Raw genomic sequence first — 17,380 nt, 5'->3', positions numbered from 1 at the left:
GACGGAATTCGCACGATATCCCTTAGAATTAGTTAACTATTGGAGGAGAAATGCTCGACGTTCGACGACTACGACTTTTGCGCGAACTCAAACTGCGCGGAACCATCGCCGCCGTCGCAAGCGCGCTGAGTTATACGCCCTCCGCGGTGTCCCAACAACTGGCCCTTTTGGAGGAAGAAGCTCGCGTTCCTCTGCTGGTTAAAGCGGGTCGTCGCGTGCAATTAACTCCGGAAGCAGAACTCCTCGTCGAGCACACTGTTGCCCTCCTCGAGCGCCTCGAACTGATGGAAGCGGAGATCCACTCCTCTCTCACTGAAGTGCGCGGAACCGTGCGCCTCGCCGTGTTCCAGTCCGCAGCCCTCGGCATCATTCCGCAAGCTCTCAGCGTGATCGCCCGAGAATACCCCCAGCTCCGCATCGAGATGACTCAGCGCGAACCCGAAAGTGCGCTCTTCGAGACCTGGACGCGCGAGTTCGACCTCGTGATCGCTGAACAGTACCCCGGCCATGCTGCTCCCCGGCATCCTGACCTCGACATGATCCCCCTCTACGCCGACGAACTCTCCCTCGCTGTGCCCATCGCCAGCGGAATCACGACCCTCGCTGAAGCCGCCGGCAGTTCTTGGGTAATGGAGCCACGCGGCACCGCATCCCGCCACTGGGCAGAACAGCAGTGCCGGCGAGCGGGAATCGAACCCGACGTACGCTTCGAAACTGCCGACCTTCAGGCCCACATCCGTCTCGTCGAATCCGGTCATGCGACAGCAATCCTGCCTGGCCTCGTGTGGGGCAGCCGCACTCCGAGCGTTGAGTTGCACCCCATGCCGGGCCTCCCCCGCCGCACGGTCTTCACCTCGGTACGCGACTCGAGCGTCAGCCGGCCATCGATCATCGCGTGCCGCGAAGTGCTCGAAGAGGTCGTTCAGGCGCTAGCTCCGGAATAGCTCTCGCGTCACCGCACAACACAACGGGCCGCACCCGAAGGCGCGACCCGTCCGCGTGGGTGATCTAGCTGGCTAGTCGGCGGTGCCGTCTTCAACTTCGACGCCATTCACGTCATCAGTCGTGTCTTCGTGCTGAGCACCGGGACCGTCGTCGGCCGTCTCGCCGTCGTTAGTGCCATCCTCGACACCATCGTCAGCAATCTCGCCATCATTGATTCCGTCTTCAACCTCGACAGCATCGGTGTCATCCGCGGTCTCGCCGTCGTTGGTGCCATCCTCGATGCCGGTGTCTGCCTGTTGGACTTGGCTGCTGGGCTCGGGGGCTTGTGCCGCCGCGGTGAGCGTTGCTCCTCCGGCAAGCGCCAACACGATTGCGAGCCCCGCGCCACCAAGAGCCTTGGTCTTCTTCTCCATGAGTAGATCCTTTCGTCGGTGTGGGCAGCAGTGTCGCGGCCACATAACTACGGTACGAATCGGCCCGTGAGATCAGGATGAGAGTGGATAAGCCTGTGAAGTCACCGAAGAGGAATCCGCACAATCGCGACAGTGCCGACACCCAGCTCTGAACGGATAATTAGGCTGCCGCCGTGCGCGCGGACGATTTCGTCGACGAGAGCGAGCCCAAGACCATGCCCTGCACGGTTTCGGGCAGCGTCTGCCCGCCAGAAGCGATCGCGTGCGTGCGCGAGCTCGACGGTCGACATCCCAATTCCTTCATCACGGACCTCAATTTCCGCGTGCGTTCCGAGCGACCGGATGCTCACCTGCACCTCATCGTCGGCGGCACTGAATTTGCGCGCATTGTCGATGAGGTTGCTCACTGCGCGACCCAGCAGCTCTTCGCTCCCGCGGATGCGCCCAACACCACCGCCGCCCAGGTCAATTGCTGGCGAATCGACGACGACAGGCGCGAGCGCGGGTTGCCGAGCGGATGCTTCGGCTGCGGCATCCGACACCAGAGAAATGAGGTCAATCTCGGAGAACCCCAAGGCCAGCTCGTGCGATTCGCCTCGCGAGAGGAGCAGCAGGTCGTTTGTGAGCCGCACCAAACCTGCGGTCGCGTCGGCCGCCACGCGGATGGCGCGCTCGTATTCGGTTGGAGTTCGCGAACGCGTGAGGGCGAGTTCAAGCTCACCCTGAATGACGGCAAGCGGCGTGCGCATCTCGTGAGATGCCCCATCGACAAACCGTTGCTGGAGTTCGTAGCTGCGACGCACCGGGGCTAACGCCGCGCGGGCCATCAGCCAGCTCGTGAGCGGAACGACCAGCAGCAGGCCGGCGTAGATAACTACCAGTGCGTTCTTCAGTGTCGCGAAACTCTGTTCTGCACTCGCCAAACCTCCCTCGCCCTGGACTTCGGCGGTGTCAAAGTCGAAGGTGCCGGTGACATAGAAATAAACCGCGAGCGCGAACACTCCAAACAGCACCAACTGCACCGCTGTGTAGGTAAGCGTGAGGCGTCGAATCGCACGGCGGAAAATCATCGGTCAGCCCTCACCCCTTCGACTGACTCACTCTGTTCAATCACATAGCCCGACCCACGCCGCGTCTCGATCACATCTGGCTCTCCCCCAGCGGTGAGTTTCTGCCGCAGGTAGCGAATGTACGTCTGCACGACGTTGCTGAATCCCTCGAAATTGCTATCCCACGCGTGGTCAATGAGCTCGGTGCTGCTCACGATGCGTCCGGCATTGCGCATGAGGTACTCGAGCACGGCGAACTCCTTGGCCGTGAGCGGAATGCGCCGACCATTTCGCTCGGCGGTGCGAGTCGATGCATCAAGCGCAACGCCGCGCACTGAAATCACTGGGGGTTGCGCCTGCGGGGAGCGACGCAACAACGCGCGCACTCGTGCGAGCAACTCCACAAGATGGAAGGGCTTCACAAGGTAGTCATCTGCGCCAGCATCGAGTCCGTCGACTTTGGTGCGCATCCCGTCGAGGGCGGTGAGCATAAGTATCGGAACGTTGGTGTCGAGTTCGCGGATGCGGCGGCACACCGCCATGCCTGCGGGTTCGTCGGCGGCGACATTGAGCCCGGGAAGCATCAGATCGAGCACCACAAGGTCGTAGGTAGCATCCACCTCAAATGCTTCACTACCGCCAGGCGCATCGTGCACAACGTGGGTCGCATACCCGGCCTCGCCGAGGCTGCGACGGATCACATCAGCGAGGCGCACATCATCCTCAACGATCAATACCTTCATAGCCGCCCCTCTTTCGCCGAGGCTACCGCGGATTCAATGAGATCCACGTGAGAGTGGTCGTGCCGACCTGTGTGGCGGCGGCTACTCCCAGATGCTCGGCGCTTCTGCGCGACTGACGGGCAGCGCAACATGATCAGCCCACTCCTGAACCCACTCGGGAAGCACCGGCTGTTCGCCACCCCATCCGATGGTGTCGAGAAGTTCGGCAACACTGACGGTGCCGCCGGAGCGCTTCAGGAAGCGGGCGCGGGTCATTGCTTGGGCATAGATTTCGCCACCAACTACGAAACGTTGCTCCACGTAAACCGCTTTTTCGTCGTACCCGACGACGCGCGTTTCGAGGTCAAACTTTTTCCACAGGTCGAGTGATTTGCGAAAACTGATGGTCTCGTTCGCCATCACCGGGTAGTAGCCCTTGGCGGAGAGCTTCTGCCAGCCGCCGGCACGAATCAGGAGGTCCATGCGGCCGATGTCCATGATCGAGAAGTAGACACCGTTGTTCATGTGGCGGAGCACATCAATGTCGGTCGGCAGCACCCGGAAGGACATGCTTCCGACATCCCTGATGCCCAACGCTGAACGACGCGTGCTGAGGATGCGGTGGAGGATGGTGCGGAAGATCAGATTCACTCGCCCAGATTAGGTGAATCGTGATCGAGATTGTAAATCGTTTGTAGGGATGCTCTAGTGGGGGTGACCTATTTTGCCCCGGCAAAACGCACAACGGCCTGCACCGGTGCGTGATCCGACGGCCACCCGCCGGAATACCGGGTGACGTTGATGCCTGTCTGCATTACGGTCACGTCGGGCGTTGCCAGAACCCAGTCGATTCGCTTGCGGTTGCGCTTGGGCGGGCCGTAATCGGGGAACGTTCCCCACGCTTGAGTGAGACGCTCTTCGGCCGTGTTCCAGGTATCGACCAGCAGCCCGTTACCGGTGAGCTGGTCATAAGGGTGAGTGTCAGCATCCGTATTGAAATCGCCGGTCATGATGGTGGGATGCGGTGTCGACTGCACAATGTTTCTTAACGCTTCGGCCGAGCGAAGGCGTGAGGTGCGGGAACGGTGATCGAGATGCGTGTTCACGGCCTGAAAGTGGATGCCGGTGGCGAGGTCGCGGAAGATAGCTTCAACCACAACGCGCGGGGTGCGATTGCCCCACGAGGTCGAGCCCGGAACATTCGGAGTATCGGAGAGCGCGGACTGTCGCCATTCGACCACTTGCAGACGACGGGAGTCATAAAAAATGGGGCAGCCTTCGCCACCCGTGTTCTTTTCGCGACCGTGGCCGAGCGAACGATAGTGCTCGCCCAACGCCTTGTGCACAAACCGCGCCTGAGTGAAGAGGGCTTCTTGCACGCCGAGCAGCGCCGGTTGTTCGGCAAGGAGAAGGCGCCTCATCAGCGGCTGACGGTGCCGCCACTGGTCGGGGTTACGTGGAATAAGTTTGGGCAGGCGCCGGCGGATGTTGTAGGTCATGACATGCAGACCGGGGGCCTCAACGGGGCCGATCAGCGAGCTACCGCGCGGAGGGAACGCCAGTCGGGGCTCGCGCTCTGGGGCGAGCGCAGAAAAGTGCTTCGACCGTGGGGTGGTGATTCCCGCCATGGTTCTAGCCTAGGGCGTGGTCTGGCGTTTCGTTGGGGTCGCGCAACCTCGCGTATGGGGATCACCTACGCAGCATCCGGAATTTTGAATTCTATGCGTATACGCATACGTTCGGTATTACACTGAAACTCAGTACTCGTGACTCGAGATGGGAGAACCGATGACGCTCGCGGCCGAAACGATCCGTACCGCTCGCACTCGCGCGGGGATCAGCCAGGCCGCACTCGCGCGCCGAGCCGGTATCGCGCAGTCGACCATCAGCCGGATCGAGCACGAAGAAATTGATCCGACCTGGGCGACCATGCAAAGCCTGCTCGCTGCCACTGGATGGGCGATCAACCCGCAGCCCACAGGCACAGCTCAATTGCTCTCGCCGGAGACGGTATCCCGGGCGATGGCGCGAAGTCTGCGAAAAGGCGACTCGGAGTCGGCCATTAGAGATCTAACCGAAGGCGTCGGGCGCCTGATTCGCGCCGGCGAAACCGGTGAACACATCCCCGCCTGGGCCACAGAGCAACCGTCTCGACTGATCGGGATTCCCCTCTGGGACACCTTCCTCGCTACCGCCTTTGCGTACGGTCTTGAACGTGCGGGCCAAGCCCCACCCCAATGGATGCTCGATGCACCGTCATTGCCCCATGAAACCTCACCCGGCGACGAACCCGGTCCAGAATTTCGGGACTGGCTGCGAGCGCGAACACCTCCGGTGTTCCTTAACAAGAACATCCTCTCGCGGGCTGAAGACTGGGCGATCGCATGAGCGGCGGCTACCGTCAACTCAATGCGAGCGAGATCACAGAATTACTCGGCGAAGAGTCGTTGTCACTCACCACTGGTCGGGATGATCTGGTGATACTGGCCCCAGAGGCACTGGCAGGCGTGAAACGAGAAATGGAACTGCCGCACTGAACTCGCGGTAGCGTGGCGCGTCTCCCGAGTGCCTCTAGTGCCCCCGGTGATCCTGGATCGTCATCCGCGGCCCGAAAGCTGGCTTGCGAAACCCGGATGCCGTGATGAGCCGCACAACCCGCTGACGGTGGCCGCGCCAGGGCTCGAGCAGTTCGAGCATCCGCTCATCGTCAACGGGTTCGCCAATGAGGGCCCACCCGACGACCGCGGCAAGGTGGTAATCGCCGACGCTCGGGCTGTCGGGGTCAGCGTGCGAGCGCTGCGCGGTTTCGGCGGCTGTCCACACTCCGACGCCCACGACTGATCGCAGCGCGGCTTCGATGCGCGGGCCGCCGCGCCCCCAGTCGGCGGTGCGCTCGAGGGATGCCGCCACTTGCGTCGCGCGCATCACGGTCGCCGAGCGCTGGGGCCCGACTCCCGCGCGGTGCCACTCCCAGGACGGAATCCGCGCCCAACCCTGCGGCGGCGGCACGACGCGCATCCCGGCCGGGGCGGGACCGGGTGCCGGTGAACCATGCTTGGTGACGAGGATGCGCCAGCCCCGCTTCGCTTCAATGCCCGTGACTTTCTGCTCCAGAATTGCCATCACGAGTGCCTCAAACACGAGCTTCGTGCGAGTGAGCCGAAGCCCAGGGTTCTGGCGCTGAGCCTCAGCAGCAAACGGAAGCGCCGAGATATCGAAGTCGCTCCAGTCGTCGCCCTCCCCCAGCAACTCAGGGACACTGTCAATCGCCCACTCCGCTCCGGCACCCCACGCAGTGCACTCCACGTGCGATCGTTGTTGCACGAGGAGAAGCGTGGCCGGGCCAGCAGGCGTGAGCATAGTTCGCCACGTGCCCGCGGTATCCGTCTGCATCGTCGGATCACCAGCACCACGCTTGAGCGGTTGCAGGGTTGCGCGCACGTCAACCGGACGACCTGGTGCGTAACTCGTGCGCACAGGCTCGACGGCGGAGCGCGCGAAAGTCATAAAGCTAGGCTACGCGCCGCCACCGATAACGCTTCACGCGTCGGCCAACACGAATCAGCGAAACTACGCCGAGTCGCGCACCACAAGGTACGTCGGCATGATGGTGCGGTGCGGAACGGTCGTGTCTCCACTCAGCAGTCGCAGCAGAGTGTCCGCCATCGCGAAGCCCATCTCCTCAGACGGCTGACTCACCGTCGTGAGAGGCACAGCAGCGGATGCCGCAGCCGGGCTGTCATCAAACCCCACGATGGCAACATCCCTCGGTACGACCCTCCCCTGTTCGCGCAGCACGTCAAGCACCCCTGTTGCCATGAGATCGCTCGCAACAAAGAGGGCGTCGATGTCAGGGCAACGTTCGAGCAGTTTGCGGGTGGCCGCTGCGGCACCGGCGACCGAAAAGTCGGCGTGCTCGATTGCATCCGTGGCGATACCCGCACGCGTGAGAGTGCGGAGGAAACCATTGAACCGGTCAATCCCGGCAGACATATCGACCGGTCCGGTGATCGAGCCGATACGACGACGACCGATGTCGACAAGATGTTGGGTCCCCGTCTCGGCACCCTCGGCGTTGTCGACGTCGACGAAATAGGCATCCGTGTTGTCATCATCCTCAGGGCGCCCACCGAAGACAACCGGCATTGTTGTTTCGAGTTCGGCCACGAAGTCGTCACCGGTGTGGTGCGAGATAATTAGGGCTCCGTCAGCACTGCCCGAGCGCAGATAACGCATTGTTTTGTGTTGAGGGTCGCTTGATGCGACGAGCAAATTAAGCGTGTAGTCGCTCTCATCAAGGCGGCGAGTGATCCCTTGAACAATCGCCGCAAAGTACGGGTCTCCAAAGAATCGGGTCATATCCTCGGGGACAACGAGGGCAAGTGCCTGAGTTCGGCGGTTCGCGAGCGAGCGAGCGGCCCGATTAGGCAGGTAGTGAAGAAGTTCGACAGCAGCATTTACGGCGGCGACGATCTCCGGGTTCACCTTCGTCGATCCATTCACCACCCGACTCACGGTCGCCCGCGACACCCCTGCCTCCGCAGCCACCATTTCCAAGGTGGGCTGCGTAGGGCGCGTCTGGCGCACTGAGACTGTCATAACCCCAGTCTATTTGTGCACACGAGATGCCCTCTCCATAAGTGCGGACTCCCCCTTAGGAGAGAGCCCGGTCGCGAATGATCTTGGCGTACGCCAACCCGCTGTCCTTGATCGTGCGTTCTTGCGTTACGTAGTCGACCCGCACAATACCGAAGCGCTTTTCGTATCCCCACGCCCACTCAAAGTTGTCGAGCAGCGACCAATAGAAGTAGCCATGCACGTCAACGCCTTCAGCGATGGCGTCGAGGATGGCACCCAAGTGTGTCTGCAGGAACTCGGTTCGCTCGACATCCCGCACGCCACCATCTGCGTCAATGGTGTCGTCGTAGGCAGCACCATTTTCGGTGACGTAGAGCTTCGTGCCTGACGGCCGAGCGTATTCGCTGTCGACTCGAGCCAAGAGCTCGCGCAGTCCGTCAGGCTGAACTTCCCAGTTCATCGCGGTGAGCGGGAGTCCCTGCGGGTGGTTGTAGACACCATCGGCAGCGGGGAACGGAGAGCTCGTTGCCCGGTCGGTGGGGGCTTCCCCCAGAAGCGGATGCTCGGCTGGCCGGTCGCTGACCAACTCGCCGTGATAATAATTCACGCCCAAAGCGTCGATCGGTTGCGCGATCTGGGCGAGGTCGCCGTCGTGAATGACGTCGGTGAGACCAAGCCCAGCAACGTCCTGTAGCAGATCGTCAGGGTACGCACCGCGAAAAATGGGGTCAAGGAAGAACCGGTTGAACTGTCCATCGATGCGACGGGCAGCATCAACATCACCGGGGCTAGCGGGGTCGACGGGCTTCGCAACAGTCAGGTTGAGTGTGATGCCGAGCTCGAGCTTGGGGTTGCGTTCCCGCAGCGCTTCAACCGCAAGACCGTGACCCAGCAGGAGGTGGTGGCCGGCGGCGAGCCCGGCTTGCTTGCTTTGGCGTCCGGGGGCATGAACGCCGGCGGTGTAGCTGAGGAAGGAGGAGCACCACGGCTCATTGAGCGTCGTCCACACGTCAACACGGTCGCCGAGGGCATCGTGCACGTTGAGTGCATAGTCACGGAAAAGGTATGACGTGTCGCGATTAGCCCAGCCGCCCTTTTCCTCGAGCGCCTGCGGGAGGTCCCAGTGGTGCAGCGTCAGCCACGGCTTGATGCCCGCAGAAAGCAACTCATCGACGAGACGCGAATAGAAATCAATCCCCTTCGGATTGACCGGACCGCCGTCAGGTTGCACTCGCGACCACGACGTTGAGAAGCGATAGGTCTGCAGCCCCAAGTCCTTCATCAGAGCCACATCGTCGCGATAGCGGTGGTAGTGATCGCACGCGATCTCGCCACTTTCCCCATTGATCACGGCCCCGGGAACGCGACTGAAAGTATCCCAGATCGAATCTGTTCGACCATCCTCATGGGTCGCGCCCTCAATTTGGTAGGCAGCAGTCGCCGCACCAAAGAGGAATCCTGCGGGGAAGGCGCGGGGGTCTGAAATAGTCATGTCCTCATTCTTTGTCACTGTTGAAAACTCCTGCACGGTCATCCCTTGACCGCGCCCTGCATGATTCCGGCAACCAGTTGCTTGCCAAGGAAGATGAAGACGAGGACCAGCGGGATGATCGAGAGCACGACGCCGGAAAGTACAAGCGAGTAGTCGACGTAGTAGGCAGCCTGCAACTGCTGCAGCGCGACCGGCAACGTCGGGTTGCCAGGGTCGAGAACGATGAACGGCCAAAAGAAGTTCGTCCACGTTGCAATGAAGGTGAACAGCGCCAGCATTGCAGCGGCCGGGCGTGCGGCAGGGAGGCCGACGTACCAGAAGCTACCGATCATGGATGCCCCATCCATGCGCACCGCCTCAATGAGCTCGTCGGGCAGCGCATCGCGCAAGTACTGGGTCATCCAGAACACGCCGAATGCCGTAACCATCGCAGGAGCGATGACAGCCCAGAGGCTTCCCGTCCAACCCAGGCGGGACATGACGATGAACAGGGGAACGATGCCCAGTTGCGTCGGCACGGCCATCGTCGCGATGACGAAGATCAGCAGACCCTCCCTCCCGCGAAACTTCAGCTTCGCGAAGGCATAGCCTGCGAGGGTCGAGAACACCACGACACTGAGCGCGACGCTGGAAGAGACAATGATGCTGTTCATGAGCGCTGTCCAGAACGGGACAGTGTCGATCACCTTGGCGGCGTTGGCGAGGAAGTTGCCGCCCGGAATCCAGTTGATGCCGTTCTTGTTGATAGCGGCAGCATCTTGACTGCCGATCAAGAACGACCACCAGATCGGAAAAGCGGAGCCGAAGAGCACAGCAATCAGGATTCCGTAGACCCAGAACCCGGGGCGCCGATCGTGGCCGCCTGCCTGTTGCTTCTTTTTCATCGCTTGCCCTTCGTCCGGATACGTCGTTCAGTGGAGCCGGCAATTCTGCGGGTGATCACGAAGTTCAGAATGGCGATCACAATAATCACGAGAAAGAGCAGCCAGGCTACGGCCGAAGCACGGCCGAAGTTGCGCTGGCCCCACCCGAGCTCATAAATGTAGAGAGTGAGCGTCTGCCACTGTCGGTTGGCTCCGCCTTGGCCCGCTTGGTCAAACATCCGAGGCTCGTCAAAGATCTGCAGTCCGCCGATGGTGGAGGTGATGATGACGAAGATGATCACGGGGCGCAGTAGCGGAACAGTGATCGACCAGAAAGTGCGCAGTCGATTGGCACCATCGATGATCGCGGCCTCATAGTAGTCGCGGGGAATCGCCTGCATAGCGGCAAGGAAGATGAGAGTGGTGTAGCCGGTCCAACGAAAGTTGACCATGGTGGCGATCGCAAGGTGGCTCGGGATGACATCGACATGCCACCGGATTGCGTCGATGCCAATGCCACCGAGGAGTTCGTTGATCAGTCCGAATCGATCCCCAAAAAGGTTACTGAAGATGAGGGCGACCGCGACAGGGGCGACGACGTAGGGCAGGAGCACGCCCATGCGCCACAGAGTCTTCGCACGCAAGTTGTAGTCGAGGAAGGCGGCGATGCCCATCGCGATAAGTACCTGCGGAACGCTGGAGAAGAGGAAGATGCTGAAGGTGTTGCGCAGCGAGGTCCAGAAGTACGGCTGGCTGAGTACGGTGACGTAATTGTCAATGCCGACAAAGTCGCCTTGACCGCCGATCAGGTTCCAGTCGTGCACCGAGACCCAAGCCGTGTACAGCAGGGGGAAAAGACCGACCAGCGCAAACAGAATGAAGAAGGGCGAAATGTAGAGGTACGGGGAGAAGCGCACATCCCACCGGCTGAGACGGTGATTGCGGGCAATGCGGCGGAGGCTCCGGGCATCCACGTCGATCGCGGCGGTCATCGGTTGTCCTTACGTTTCGCGGTGGTGGGGCGCAGTAGTGGCCAGGTGCCGACGGCACGGAGGTTGAGCAGTGGTGGTTTGGCACGCTGTTCGAGAAGCGGTGGTCGAGCCATCGAGACTTGCCCGAAGCCCGACCACCGAGTTGTTTCTCGTTAGCCGAGCGACTTTACGTCGGTCTCGAACTGAGCCCACGACTCATCAGCCGACATCAGGCCATCTTCAACCCGAGTGATCGCCTGTTGCATGGCGTCGTTGATGGCGAAGTACTTCGCGCCCTTGAACGGTGTTACAGAGACGGCTGCGGCCCGGTTGGCGAGGATCTCACCAGTCGGCGCGTCGTTGAAGAACTCGTTGGTCGCTCCGAGGAGTTCGTCGCTCGCAAGAGCGTCGATCTGGCTCGGGAAGGTTCCCTTCGAAGCAAACGCACTGAGCTGCTGCTCAGGGGCAGTGAGCCACGCTGCAAGCTTCTGCGCTTCTTCTTGGTTCTTCGACTGAGTCGGAACGGTCAAGTACGAGCCGCCCCAGTTGCCGCCGCCACCGGGGAAGGTGTCTGCGATGTCCCATCCAGCGACGCCGTCGGCGTTTCCGGAGATTACGCCAAGCATCCAACCCGGGCAGAGCATGGTCGCGAAGCCGTCATTCTGGAAGCTTGCGGTCCAGTCGTCGCTCCACTGTGAGAGGTGCGCGGATAGGGTGCCGCTTGCGTTGAGAACATCGTCGTAGGCTTGGCGCACTTCGGGGTTCTCGGTGGCAATGACGGTACCGTCATTTTCTTCGTAGGCGTTTTCGAGCTGGTTGACGACACCCTGCCAGGTTGCTCCGGCCGAGTCGAACCACGGGACGTTCGTACCAGCTGATGCGAACTTCTCGCCGGCAGCGTAGTAGCTGTCCCAGCTTGTGCCGAGCAAGTCGGCAACTTCAGCGCGATCGGTCGGCAGTCCAGCTGCTTCGAAGAGGTCGGAACGGTAGCAGACGGCCTCAGGTCCGATGTCGGTGCCATAGCCGATGAGGCGGCCGTCGGCATCCGTTGCAGCCTTTTCTTTCCAGTCCAGCCAGCGACCGTCGACGTCTGCCGAAGCCAAGTCGATGAACTGGTCCGAGTACTGCAAGAGTTCGGGCAGCCAGTCGACTTCGATGGCTTCGACGTCACTGAGCCCACTACCTGCTGCGAGGCGGGTTGTGAGGTTGTCGCGCGCCTCGTTCGAGGTTGCGGCTTTCTTGTGCTTGATGGTCACGTTCGGGTTGGCTTCTTCGTACTTTGCGAAGAGGTCGTCGTACCCGAATTCGTTGAACGTGGCGACGGTCAGTGTGACGTCACCGCCGGCCGACGAACCTGAGTCGGTGCCTGCCGAACAGCCTGTGGTGATGAGGGCGATGGATGCTGCGCCGGCTACGACTGCAGCCATTTTGGTGCGCGGGAAACGCTTCACGGTCACTCCTTTGTGTGTACGTGCGGGTGGTGCCTAGATGGGATGTGGTGATCCTCGTATCGCTCTGCTGAAATTCTGTGAGAGCGCTCTCACGAGTGTGAGAGTTACCCTAAGCCACCGTTGATGCTGTTGTCAAGAGAGCGCTCTCACGCACGCTCAATCCGCACTGCTCTACGACGGTGAGCGCAAAGGTCGTAAGCCCTAGACCACAAAGCGCCCCTGAAGTAGAGTCAGGCTCATGATATGGATTCTCGGGATGCTCGTCATTGGTGCCAGCCTTGGCGTTCTCACGGCGAGCGCCTACGTGCCCCGTGTGCGAGTACTGCCCATGGTCGGCGTCTTCGTCTTGCTCGCTTGCGTCGCGATCTGGCCGGGGATTCAGCTGAACCAAGAACTCACACCCTGGCTGAGCTTCGCCGCAACGCTCTCGTTCATTCTCGCCATGGCCGGCGCCGGCAGCCTGTACGCAGCGTCGCTGTGGGTCGTCATCTTTCCTGAGGCACAACTCACCTACTGGCAGTTCGTGTCACGCGACCTCACCCGACCCAACTACCTGCGCCAGCAGTACGCCGCGATGCTTGCCGAAGCCACACCCAGCGAACAGCCGTAAACTTGCCCCGTGGCTGTTACTAAGATCCTTCTCTTCTATGTGTTCACGCCGCTGGCCGATCCGGAGGCTGTGCGGCTGTGGCAGCGCGACCTCTGTGAGTCCCTCGGGCTTGGCGGTCGCATCATCCTCTCCAAAGACGGCATGAATGGCACCGTCGGCGGCGAGCTGAAAGATGTGAAGCGCTACATTCGCAAAACGCGTGACTACCCCGCGTTCAAGAACATTGACTTCAAATGGAGCGAAGGCATCGGTGGCGACTTTCCGAAGCTCAGCGTGAAAGTGCGAGACGAGATCGTCAGCTTTGGTGCTCCAGGCGAACTGCGGGTCGACGAGAACGGTGTCGTGGGCGGCGGCACGAAGCTCAGCCCAGAAGAACTCCACGAGCTCGTTGCTCGCAAAGAGGTCACCTTCTTTGACGGTCGCAATCCCATCGAGGCCGCGATTGGCAAATTCACCAATGCGATAGTTCCGGATGTTGACACCACCCGTGACTTCGTCGCCGAACTCGACAGCGGCAAATACGACCACCTCAAAGACACACCGATCGTCACCTACTGCACTGGCGGCATCCGCTGTGAAGTGCTCTCCTCCCTTATGCGCAGCCGAGGATTCGGCGAGGTCTACCAACTCGATGGCGGCATCGTTCGCTACGGCGAAAAATTCGGCGACTCCGGCCTGTGGAACGGTTCGCTCTACGTTTTTGACAAGCGCATGGCCATCGACTTCACGGCAGACACGAAAGCAATCGGCGCCTGCTACCAGTGCGGTGCCGCCACCAAGCGCATCGAGAACTGCCACAACCCGGCCTGCCGCGAACAGTTCGTCGTGTGCGACGAGCATGCCGACAGTGTGGCGTGTGCCGCGCATCCGTTCACCGTCTCAGAGACTGTCGCCTAACCACCGAACACCCCGTGGCTCGCGTTGCGGCCAAGATGCGCCATGATAGTTCCATGAAGATTGGGATCCTGACCAGCGGTGGCGACTGCCCCGGACTGAACGCGGTCATTCGCGGCGTAGTGCTCAAAGGCACTCAGGTCTACAACAAGGAGTTCGTCGGCTTTCGCGACGGTTGGCGGGGAGTCGTCGAAGGCGACGCGATGCCCCTGGCTCGCAAAGACATCCAAGGCATCTCCAAACAGGGCGGCACCATTCTTGGCACCTCCCGCACCAACCCCTTCGAAGGCACCGACGGCGCAGAAACTGTGCGCGAAAACATGGAACGCCTCGGAGTTGACTCGCTCATCGCCATCGGCGGAGAAGGCACCCTCGCTGCCGCCAAACGGTTGACGGATGCCGGCATCAAGATCGTCGGAGTCCCCAAGACGGTAGACAACGACCTTTCCGCCACCGACTACACGTTCGGCTTTGACACTGCCACGCAGATCGCCACCGACGCCATGGACCGCCTCCGCACCACCGGTGACTCGCACGGTCGCTGCATGGTCGCCGAAGTCATGGGCCGCCACGTTGGCTGGATCGCCCTGCACTCGGGAATGGCTGCCGGCGCTCACGCCATCCTCATCCCCGAACAGAAAACCAGCATGGAACAGATCGTGGAATGGGTTTCCTCCGCCCGCGACCGTGGCCGTGCACCACTCGTCGTCGTTGCCGAAGGTTTCACCCTCGACACCATGGACGATGCACACTCCGAACGTGGCCTCGATGCGTTTGGGCGCCCCCGCCTTGGCGGAATCGGCGACATGCTTGCGCCAGAGATTGAAGCTCTCACCGGACTCGAAACTCGGTCGACGACTCTCGGTCACATCCAGCGTGGGGGAACACCAAGCGCCTACGACCGCGTGCTCGCCACTCGCTACGGCATGGCGGCAGTCGACGCCGTCATTCACGGCCGCTGGGGTCGCATGGTGTCGCTGCGGGGAACCGAGATCACCAACGTTGCCTTCGAGGATGCCCTCGGCAAACTCAACACCGTTCCGCAGTCACGCTACGACGAGGCATCGATCCTCTTCGGCTAGAAAGCACCGAGGCACAATACAGCCGGCCGTTCTAGGCTGGCGTTATGTGGCGTGGAATTGAAGTAACCAAAAACGAGTCCGACCCCAAAGCTCCAGCACACGTTGAGCTTTCTGAGCAACTGGATGACAGCATCCTGATGCCCGGCGACGTCACGATCGATGTCGAGTTCTCAAGCTTGAACTACAAAGACGGCATCGCACTCACGGGCAGGCCAGGCATCGTTCGCGAGCCACACCTGATCGCCGGGATCGACCTCGTCGGCGTCGTTTCGGCATCAGATGATTCACGTTTTTATACTGGTCAGCGGGTCCTTGTCAACGGCTGCGGCTTGAGTGAAACCCACCATGGTGGTTTCGCTGAACGCGCTCGTGTTCCCGGCGACTGGGTCATCCCCGTCCCTGAAGGAATCAGCAACAAACAAGCAGCGGCAATCGGCACTGCTGGGTTCACTGCAATGCTCTCCGTGCTCGCCATCGAACGCGGCGGCGTCACGGGAGACGTTCTCGTCACCGGGGCCGCTGGTGGTGTTGGTTCGATCGCGATCGCGCTGCTCAGCCGACTCGGATTCACCGTAACGGCATCCACCGGTCGGGAGAGCGAACACGAATACCTGCGCCGCCTAGGGGCGACAACGATCATCGATCGAGCCGAGCTCAGCGCCGAACCTCGAGCGCTCATGAAGCAGCGCTGGAACGGCGCCATTGATGCCGTCGGCGGCACCACCCTCGCCTCCGCAATCGCCGCCACCCAGTACGGCGGAACGGTGACCGCATGCGGCAATGCCCAATCGAGCGACCTGCACACGAGCGTGATGCCCTTCATCCTTCGCGGCGTGAGCCTCGTCGGCATCAACTCTGTTTTCACCCCGCGCGAGCTGCGACTCGAAGCGTGGAGTCGACTCGAACGTGATCTCGACCTCGGCATTCTCGAGGGAACAACATCCGTGATCGGACTGAGTGAAACCATCGCCGCTGGAGAAGACATCATCGCCGGGCGCACTCGTGGCCGCACCGTGGTTGACGTGCACGCTTAGAACCAGCACACACGCCCACCCGCCCTGTGCCAGACTTCCGGGTATGAACAGTGCCTTCGCCATCCTCGGCTCCACGTTTGTTTTTCTCGCCGCCCTCATCCACATCATGATCTTCTTCATGGAGAGCGTGCTGTGGCACAAAACGCGCGTGCAGAAAACCTTCGGTGTTCGCACGGCTGAGGAGGCCGCGATCATCAAGCCGTGGGCCTACAACCAAGGCTTCTACAACGCTTTTCTTGCTCTCGGAGCCGGAACTGGACTCGTCATGATGGGGTCACTCAACCTGTGGCCGGCGGGTATTGCTCTCGCAATGTTCGCGACTCTCAGCATGCTGCTCGCCGCGGTGGTGCTCATCACGTCTCAACCGAAGCTGGCACGCGCGGCAGCAATTCAGGGAGTTCCGCCGCTGCTGGGCATCATCTTCCTCGTTCTCGCCCTCACGGTGGCTTAGAAAGTCACCAAGCGAGTCGCGTAGCGAGCTCTACCGAACTAGCGGTTCAGATACTCCGCAAGAGCGTCAACGAGCGATTCACTCGATCGGGTTTCGGCGATCACGTGAACGGTGAGGCCCGCAGCACGAGCGTCAAAAGCTGTGCGGGGCCCGATGCACGCCACGATAGTGGTTTCGGGCAACGGGGCTAGTTGCTCGGCCACCTGGCGGGCAACTGAGCCAGAACTGACCAGCACCGCAGAGATGCGACCGGATGCAACATCCTCACGTACATGGTCGGTAACGGGCACGCCGACCGTGCTGTAAGCGGAGACGCTGACAACCTCGATGCCGAGCGCACCAAGGCCGTCGGGCAGTGTGGTGTCGGCAAGATTGGATTGCGGAGTCAAAACGCGAAGACCCGGAGTGCGATCCGGCCACTCTTTGACGAGACCGCGACCCGAGTTATCGAGTTCGGGAACGAAATCTACGCGATGGCCCGCAAGGCTCAAGGCCCCAGCAGTCGTCTCCCCCACGGCAGCAATTTTGGTGCGCTCGGGGATCTTCACACCGCTGACACTGAGTACATCGACGGTCGTTGCGCTGGTGACCGCGATCCAATCAAACTGTCCATCGTTGAGTTCGTGGAACGCGTTTGCGAGCGCCGGAACGTTCTCAGAGGGTGCGAAATTGATGAGCGGAGCGATCACCGGAATTGCTGAGTGATCCCTCAGTAATGCTGCGACGCTGTCGCCCCAATTGCCTCCGCGTGGAACGAGCACGCGCAAACCATCGAGTGCTTTGCTTGCCATGCTCTCTATACTCCACCTGTTGGGGAGTCAGACG

20 protein-coding genes are annotated in these 17,380 nt (G+C 61.2%); 8 read left to right on the top strand and 12 right to left on the bottom strand.

The annotated features are described in order from the left end of the window. Positions 1-50: 50 nt before the first annotated feature. Positions 51-944: a LysR family transcriptional regulator gene (locus ACOH1Z_RS08110; protein ID WP_449647931.1), complete on the top strand. Its 894-nt coding sequence runs from the start codon at positions 51-53 to the stop codon at positions 942-944. A gap of 72 nt (positions 945-1,016) precedes the next feature. Here ACOH1Z_RS08110 and ACOH1Z_RS08105 read toward each other — a convergent pair whose 3' ends face one another. The 5 genes from ACOH1Z_RS08105 to ACOH1Z_RS08085 form a co-directional block, all read right to left on the bottom strand. Then, positions 1,017-1,358, bottom strand: coding sequence for a hypothetical protein (locus ACOH1Z_RS08105; protein WP_449647930.1), 342 nt, complete (start codon positions 1,356-1,358; stop codon positions 1,017-1,019). 101 nt (positions 1,359-1,459) lie between these two features. After that, positions 1,460-2,428 carry a sensor histidine kinase gene (locus ACOH1Z_RS08100; protein WP_449647929.1) on the bottom strand — a complete coding sequence of 323 codons (969 nt, stop codon included), beginning with the start codon at positions 2,426-2,428 and terminating at the stop codon, positions 1,460-1,462. After that, positions 2,425-3,150 (bottom strand): response regulator transcription factor, encoded by a 726-nt coding sequence (locus ACOH1Z_RS08095; protein WP_449647928.1) that lies wholly within the window; start codon positions 3,148-3,150, stop codon positions 2,425-2,427. The genes ACOH1Z_RS08100 and ACOH1Z_RS08095 overlap by 4 nt, the downstream gene beginning before the upstream one ends. Positions 3,151-3,231: 81 nt before the next feature. After that, positions 3,232-3,780 carry an acyl-CoA thioesterase gene (locus tag ACOH1Z_RS08090; protein WP_449647927.1) on the bottom strand — a complete coding sequence of 183 codons (549 nt, stop codon included), beginning with the start codon at positions 3,778-3,780 and terminating at the stop codon, positions 3,232-3,234. Between the two features lie 68 nt (positions 3,781-3,848). After that, entirely contained in the window at positions 3,849-4,757 is a 909-nt protein-coding gene (locus tag ACOH1Z_RS08085; protein ID WP_449647926.1) for an endonuclease/exonuclease/phosphatase family protein, read from the bottom strand. Positions 4,758-4,917: 160 nt separating this feature from the next. Between ACOH1Z_RS08085 and ACOH1Z_RS08080 the strand changes: the two genes are divergently transcribed. Both ACOH1Z_RS08080 and ACOH1Z_RS08075 read left to right on the top strand, forming a co-directional pair. Continuing rightward, positions 4,918-5,517: a helix-turn-helix domain-containing protein gene (locus ACOH1Z_RS08080; RefSeq protein WP_449647925.1), complete on the top strand. Its 600-nt coding sequence runs from the start codon at positions 4,918-4,920 to the stop codon at positions 5,515-5,517. After that, positions 5,514-5,666: a hypothetical protein gene (locus tag ACOH1Z_RS08075; protein WP_449647924.1), complete on the top strand. Its 153-nt coding sequence runs from the start codon at positions 5,514-5,516 to the stop codon at positions 5,664-5,666. Before ACOH1Z_RS08080 ends, ACOH1Z_RS08075 begins: the two co-directional genes overlap by 4 nt. Positions 5,667-5,700: 34 nt before the next feature. Here the strand turns inward: ACOH1Z_RS08075 and ACOH1Z_RS08070 are convergent, their stop codons facing one another. The 6 genes from ACOH1Z_RS08070 to ACOH1Z_RS08045 form a co-directional block, all read right to left on the bottom strand. After that, complete coding sequence (locus ACOH1Z_RS08070; protein WP_449647923.1) at positions 5,701-6,636, bottom strand: DNA-3-methyladenine glycosylase family protein; 936 nt, start codon at positions 6,634-6,636, stop codon at positions 5,701-5,703. 63 nt (positions 6,637-6,699) lie between these two features. Continuing rightward, positions 6,700-7,728, bottom strand: a complete 1,029-nt coding sequence (locus ACOH1Z_RS08065) for a LacI family DNA-binding transcriptional regulator (protein WP_449647922.1) — start codon at positions 7,726-7,728, stop codon at positions 6,700-6,702. A 55-nt stretch (positions 7,729-7,783) separates the two neighbouring features. Continuing rightward, positions 7,784-9,199 carry a GH1 family beta-glucosidase gene (locus ACOH1Z_RS08060; protein WP_449647921.1) on the bottom strand — a complete coding sequence of 472 codons (1,416 nt, stop codon included), beginning with the start codon at positions 9,197-9,199 and terminating at the stop codon, positions 7,784-7,786. A 38-nt stretch (positions 9,200-9,237) separates the two neighbouring features. Continuing rightward, positions 9,238-10,083 carry a carbohydrate ABC transporter permease gene (locus ACOH1Z_RS08055; RefSeq protein WP_341953371.1) on the bottom strand — a complete coding sequence of 282 codons (846 nt, stop codon included), beginning with the start codon at positions 10,081-10,083 and terminating at the stop codon, positions 9,238-9,240. Continuing rightward, the gene (locus tag ACOH1Z_RS08050) at positions 10,080-11,054 is read right to left on the bottom strand and encodes a carbohydrate ABC transporter permease (RefSeq protein ID WP_449647920.1); all 975 of its coding nucleotides are present in this window, start codon (positions 11,052-11,054) and stop codon (positions 10,080-10,082) included. The genes ACOH1Z_RS08055 and ACOH1Z_RS08050 overlap by 4 nt, the downstream gene beginning before the upstream one ends. A gap of 152 nt (positions 11,055-11,206) precedes the next feature. Beyond that, a complete protein-coding gene (locus ACOH1Z_RS08045; protein WP_449648214.1) occupies positions 11,207-12,460 on the bottom strand; it encodes an ABC transporter substrate-binding protein in 1,254 nt (417 codons plus the stop codon). Positions 12,461-12,722: 262 nt separating this feature from the next. Here ACOH1Z_RS08045 and ACOH1Z_RS08040 point away from each other — a divergent pair, with 262 nt between their 5' ends. The 5 genes from ACOH1Z_RS08040 to ACOH1Z_RS08020 are packed head-to-tail and all read left to right on the top strand — an operon-like array spanning position 12,723 to position 16,555. Continuing rightward, the gene (locus tag ACOH1Z_RS08040; RefSeq protein ID WP_449647919.1) at positions 12,723-13,094 is read left to right on the top strand and encodes a hypothetical protein; all 372 of its coding nucleotides are present in this window, start codon (positions 12,723-12,725) and stop codon (positions 13,092-13,094) included. 9 nt (positions 13,095-13,103) lie between these two features. Then, positions 13,104-13,991: an oxygen-dependent tRNA uridine(34) hydroxylase TrhO gene (trhO, locus tag ACOH1Z_RS08035; protein WP_449647918.1), complete on the top strand. Its 888-nt coding sequence runs from the start codon at positions 13,104-13,106 to the stop codon at positions 13,989-13,991. 53 nt (positions 13,992-14,044) lie between these two features. Beyond that, positions 14,045-15,070 carry a 6-phosphofructokinase gene (locus tag ACOH1Z_RS08030; protein ID WP_449647917.1) on the top strand — a complete coding sequence of 342 codons (1,026 nt, stop codon included), beginning with the start codon at positions 14,045-14,047 and terminating at the stop codon, positions 15,068-15,070. A 44-nt stretch (positions 15,071-15,114) separates the two neighbouring features. Continuing rightward, positions 15,115-16,104: an MDR family oxidoreductase gene (locus tag ACOH1Z_RS08025; RefSeq protein WP_449647916.1), complete on the top strand. Its 990-nt coding sequence runs from the start codon at positions 15,115-15,117 to the stop codon at positions 16,102-16,104. Between the two features lie 43 nt (positions 16,105-16,147). Beyond that, complete coding sequence (locus tag ACOH1Z_RS08020) at positions 16,148-16,555, top strand: DUF1304 domain-containing protein (RefSeq protein ID WP_449647915.1); 408 nt, start codon at positions 16,148-16,150, stop codon at positions 16,553-16,555. A gap of 38 nt (positions 16,556-16,593) precedes the next feature. Here the strand turns inward: ACOH1Z_RS08020 and ACOH1Z_RS08015 are convergent, their stop codons facing one another. Next, positions 16,594-17,346 (bottom strand): uroporphyrinogen-III synthase, encoded by a 753-nt coding sequence (locus ACOH1Z_RS08015; RefSeq protein WP_449647914.1) that lies wholly within the window; start codon positions 17,344-17,346, stop codon positions 16,594-16,596. Between the last annotated feature and the right edge of the window lie 34 nt (positions 17,347-17,380).

Source organism: Rhodoglobus sp. (genome assembly GCF_053580035.1).
Note: the sequence above shows the minus strand (reverse complement) of the source record. Positions and strands in the feature narration are given on the sequence as shown.

Bases quoted from the DNA above. Each gene is read 5' to 3' on its own strand.
- ACOH1Z_RS08110 (WP_449647931.1), top strand. From the start codon at position 51: ATGCTCGACGTTCGACGACTACGACTTTTGCGCGAACTCAAACTGCGC.
- ACOH1Z_RS08105 (WP_449647930.1), bottom strand. From the start codon at position 1,358: ATGGAGAAGAAGACCAAGGCTCTTGGTGGCGCGGGGCTCGCAATCGTG.
- ACOH1Z_RS08100 (WP_449647929.1), bottom strand. From the start codon at position 2,428: ATGATTTTCCGCCGTGCGATTCGACGCCTCACGCTTACCTACACAGCG.
- ACOH1Z_RS08095 (WP_449647928.1), bottom strand. From the start codon at position 3,150: ATGAAGGTATTGATCGTTGAGGATGATGTGCGCCTCGCTGATGTGATC.
- ACOH1Z_RS08085 (WP_449647926.1), bottom strand. From the start codon at position 4,757: ATGGCGGGAATCACCACCCCACGGTCGAAGCACTTTTCTGCGCTCGCC.
- ACOH1Z_RS08080 (WP_449647925.1), top strand. From the start codon at position 4,918: ATGACGCTCGCGGCCGAAACGATCCGTACCGCTCGCACTCGCGCGGGG.
- ACOH1Z_RS08075 (WP_449647924.1), top strand. From the start codon at position 5,514: ATGAGCGGCGGCTACCGTCAACTCAATGCGAGCGAGATCACAGAATTA.
- ACOH1Z_RS08070 (WP_449647923.1), bottom strand. From the start codon at position 6,636: ATGACTTTCGCGCGCTCCGCCGTCGAGCCTGTGCGCACGAGTTACGCA.
- ACOH1Z_RS08065 (WP_449647922.1), bottom strand. From the start codon at position 7,728: ATGACAGTCTCAGTGCGCCAGACGCGCCCTACGCAGCCCACCTTGGAA.
- ACOH1Z_RS08060 (WP_449647921.1), bottom strand. From the start codon at position 9,199: ATGACTATTTCAGACCCCCGCGCCTTCCCCGCAGGATTCCTCTTTGGT.
- ACOH1Z_RS08055 (WP_341953371.1), bottom strand. From the start codon at position 10,083: ATGAAAAAGAAGCAACAGGCAGGCGGCCACGATCGGCGCCCCGGGTTC.
- ACOH1Z_RS08050 (WP_449647920.1), bottom strand. From the start codon at position 11,054: ATGACCGCCGCGATCGACGTGGATGCCCGGAGCCTCCGCCGCATTGCC.
- ACOH1Z_RS08045 (WP_449648214.1), bottom strand. From the start codon at position 12,460: ATGGCTGCAGTCGTAGCCGGCGCAGCATCCATCGCCCTCATCACCACA.
- ACOH1Z_RS08040 (WP_449647919.1), top strand. From the start codon at position 12,723: ATGATATGGATTCTCGGGATGCTCGTCATTGGTGCCAGCCTTGGCGTT.
- ACOH1Z_RS08030 (WP_449647917.1), top strand. From the start codon at position 14,045: ATGAAGATTGGGATCCTGACCAGCGGTGGCGACTGCCCCGGACTGAAC.
- ACOH1Z_RS08025 (WP_449647916.1), top strand. From the start codon at position 15,115: ATGTGGCGTGGAATTGAAGTAACCAAAAACGAGTCCGACCCCAAAGCT.
- ACOH1Z_RS08020 (WP_449647915.1), top strand. From the start codon at position 16,148: ATGAACAGTGCCTTCGCCATCCTCGGCTCCACGTTTGTTTTTCTCGCC.
- ACOH1Z_RS08015 (WP_449647914.1), bottom strand. From the start codon at position 17,346: ATGGCAAGCAAAGCACTCGATGGTTTGCGCGTGCTCGTTCCACGCGGA.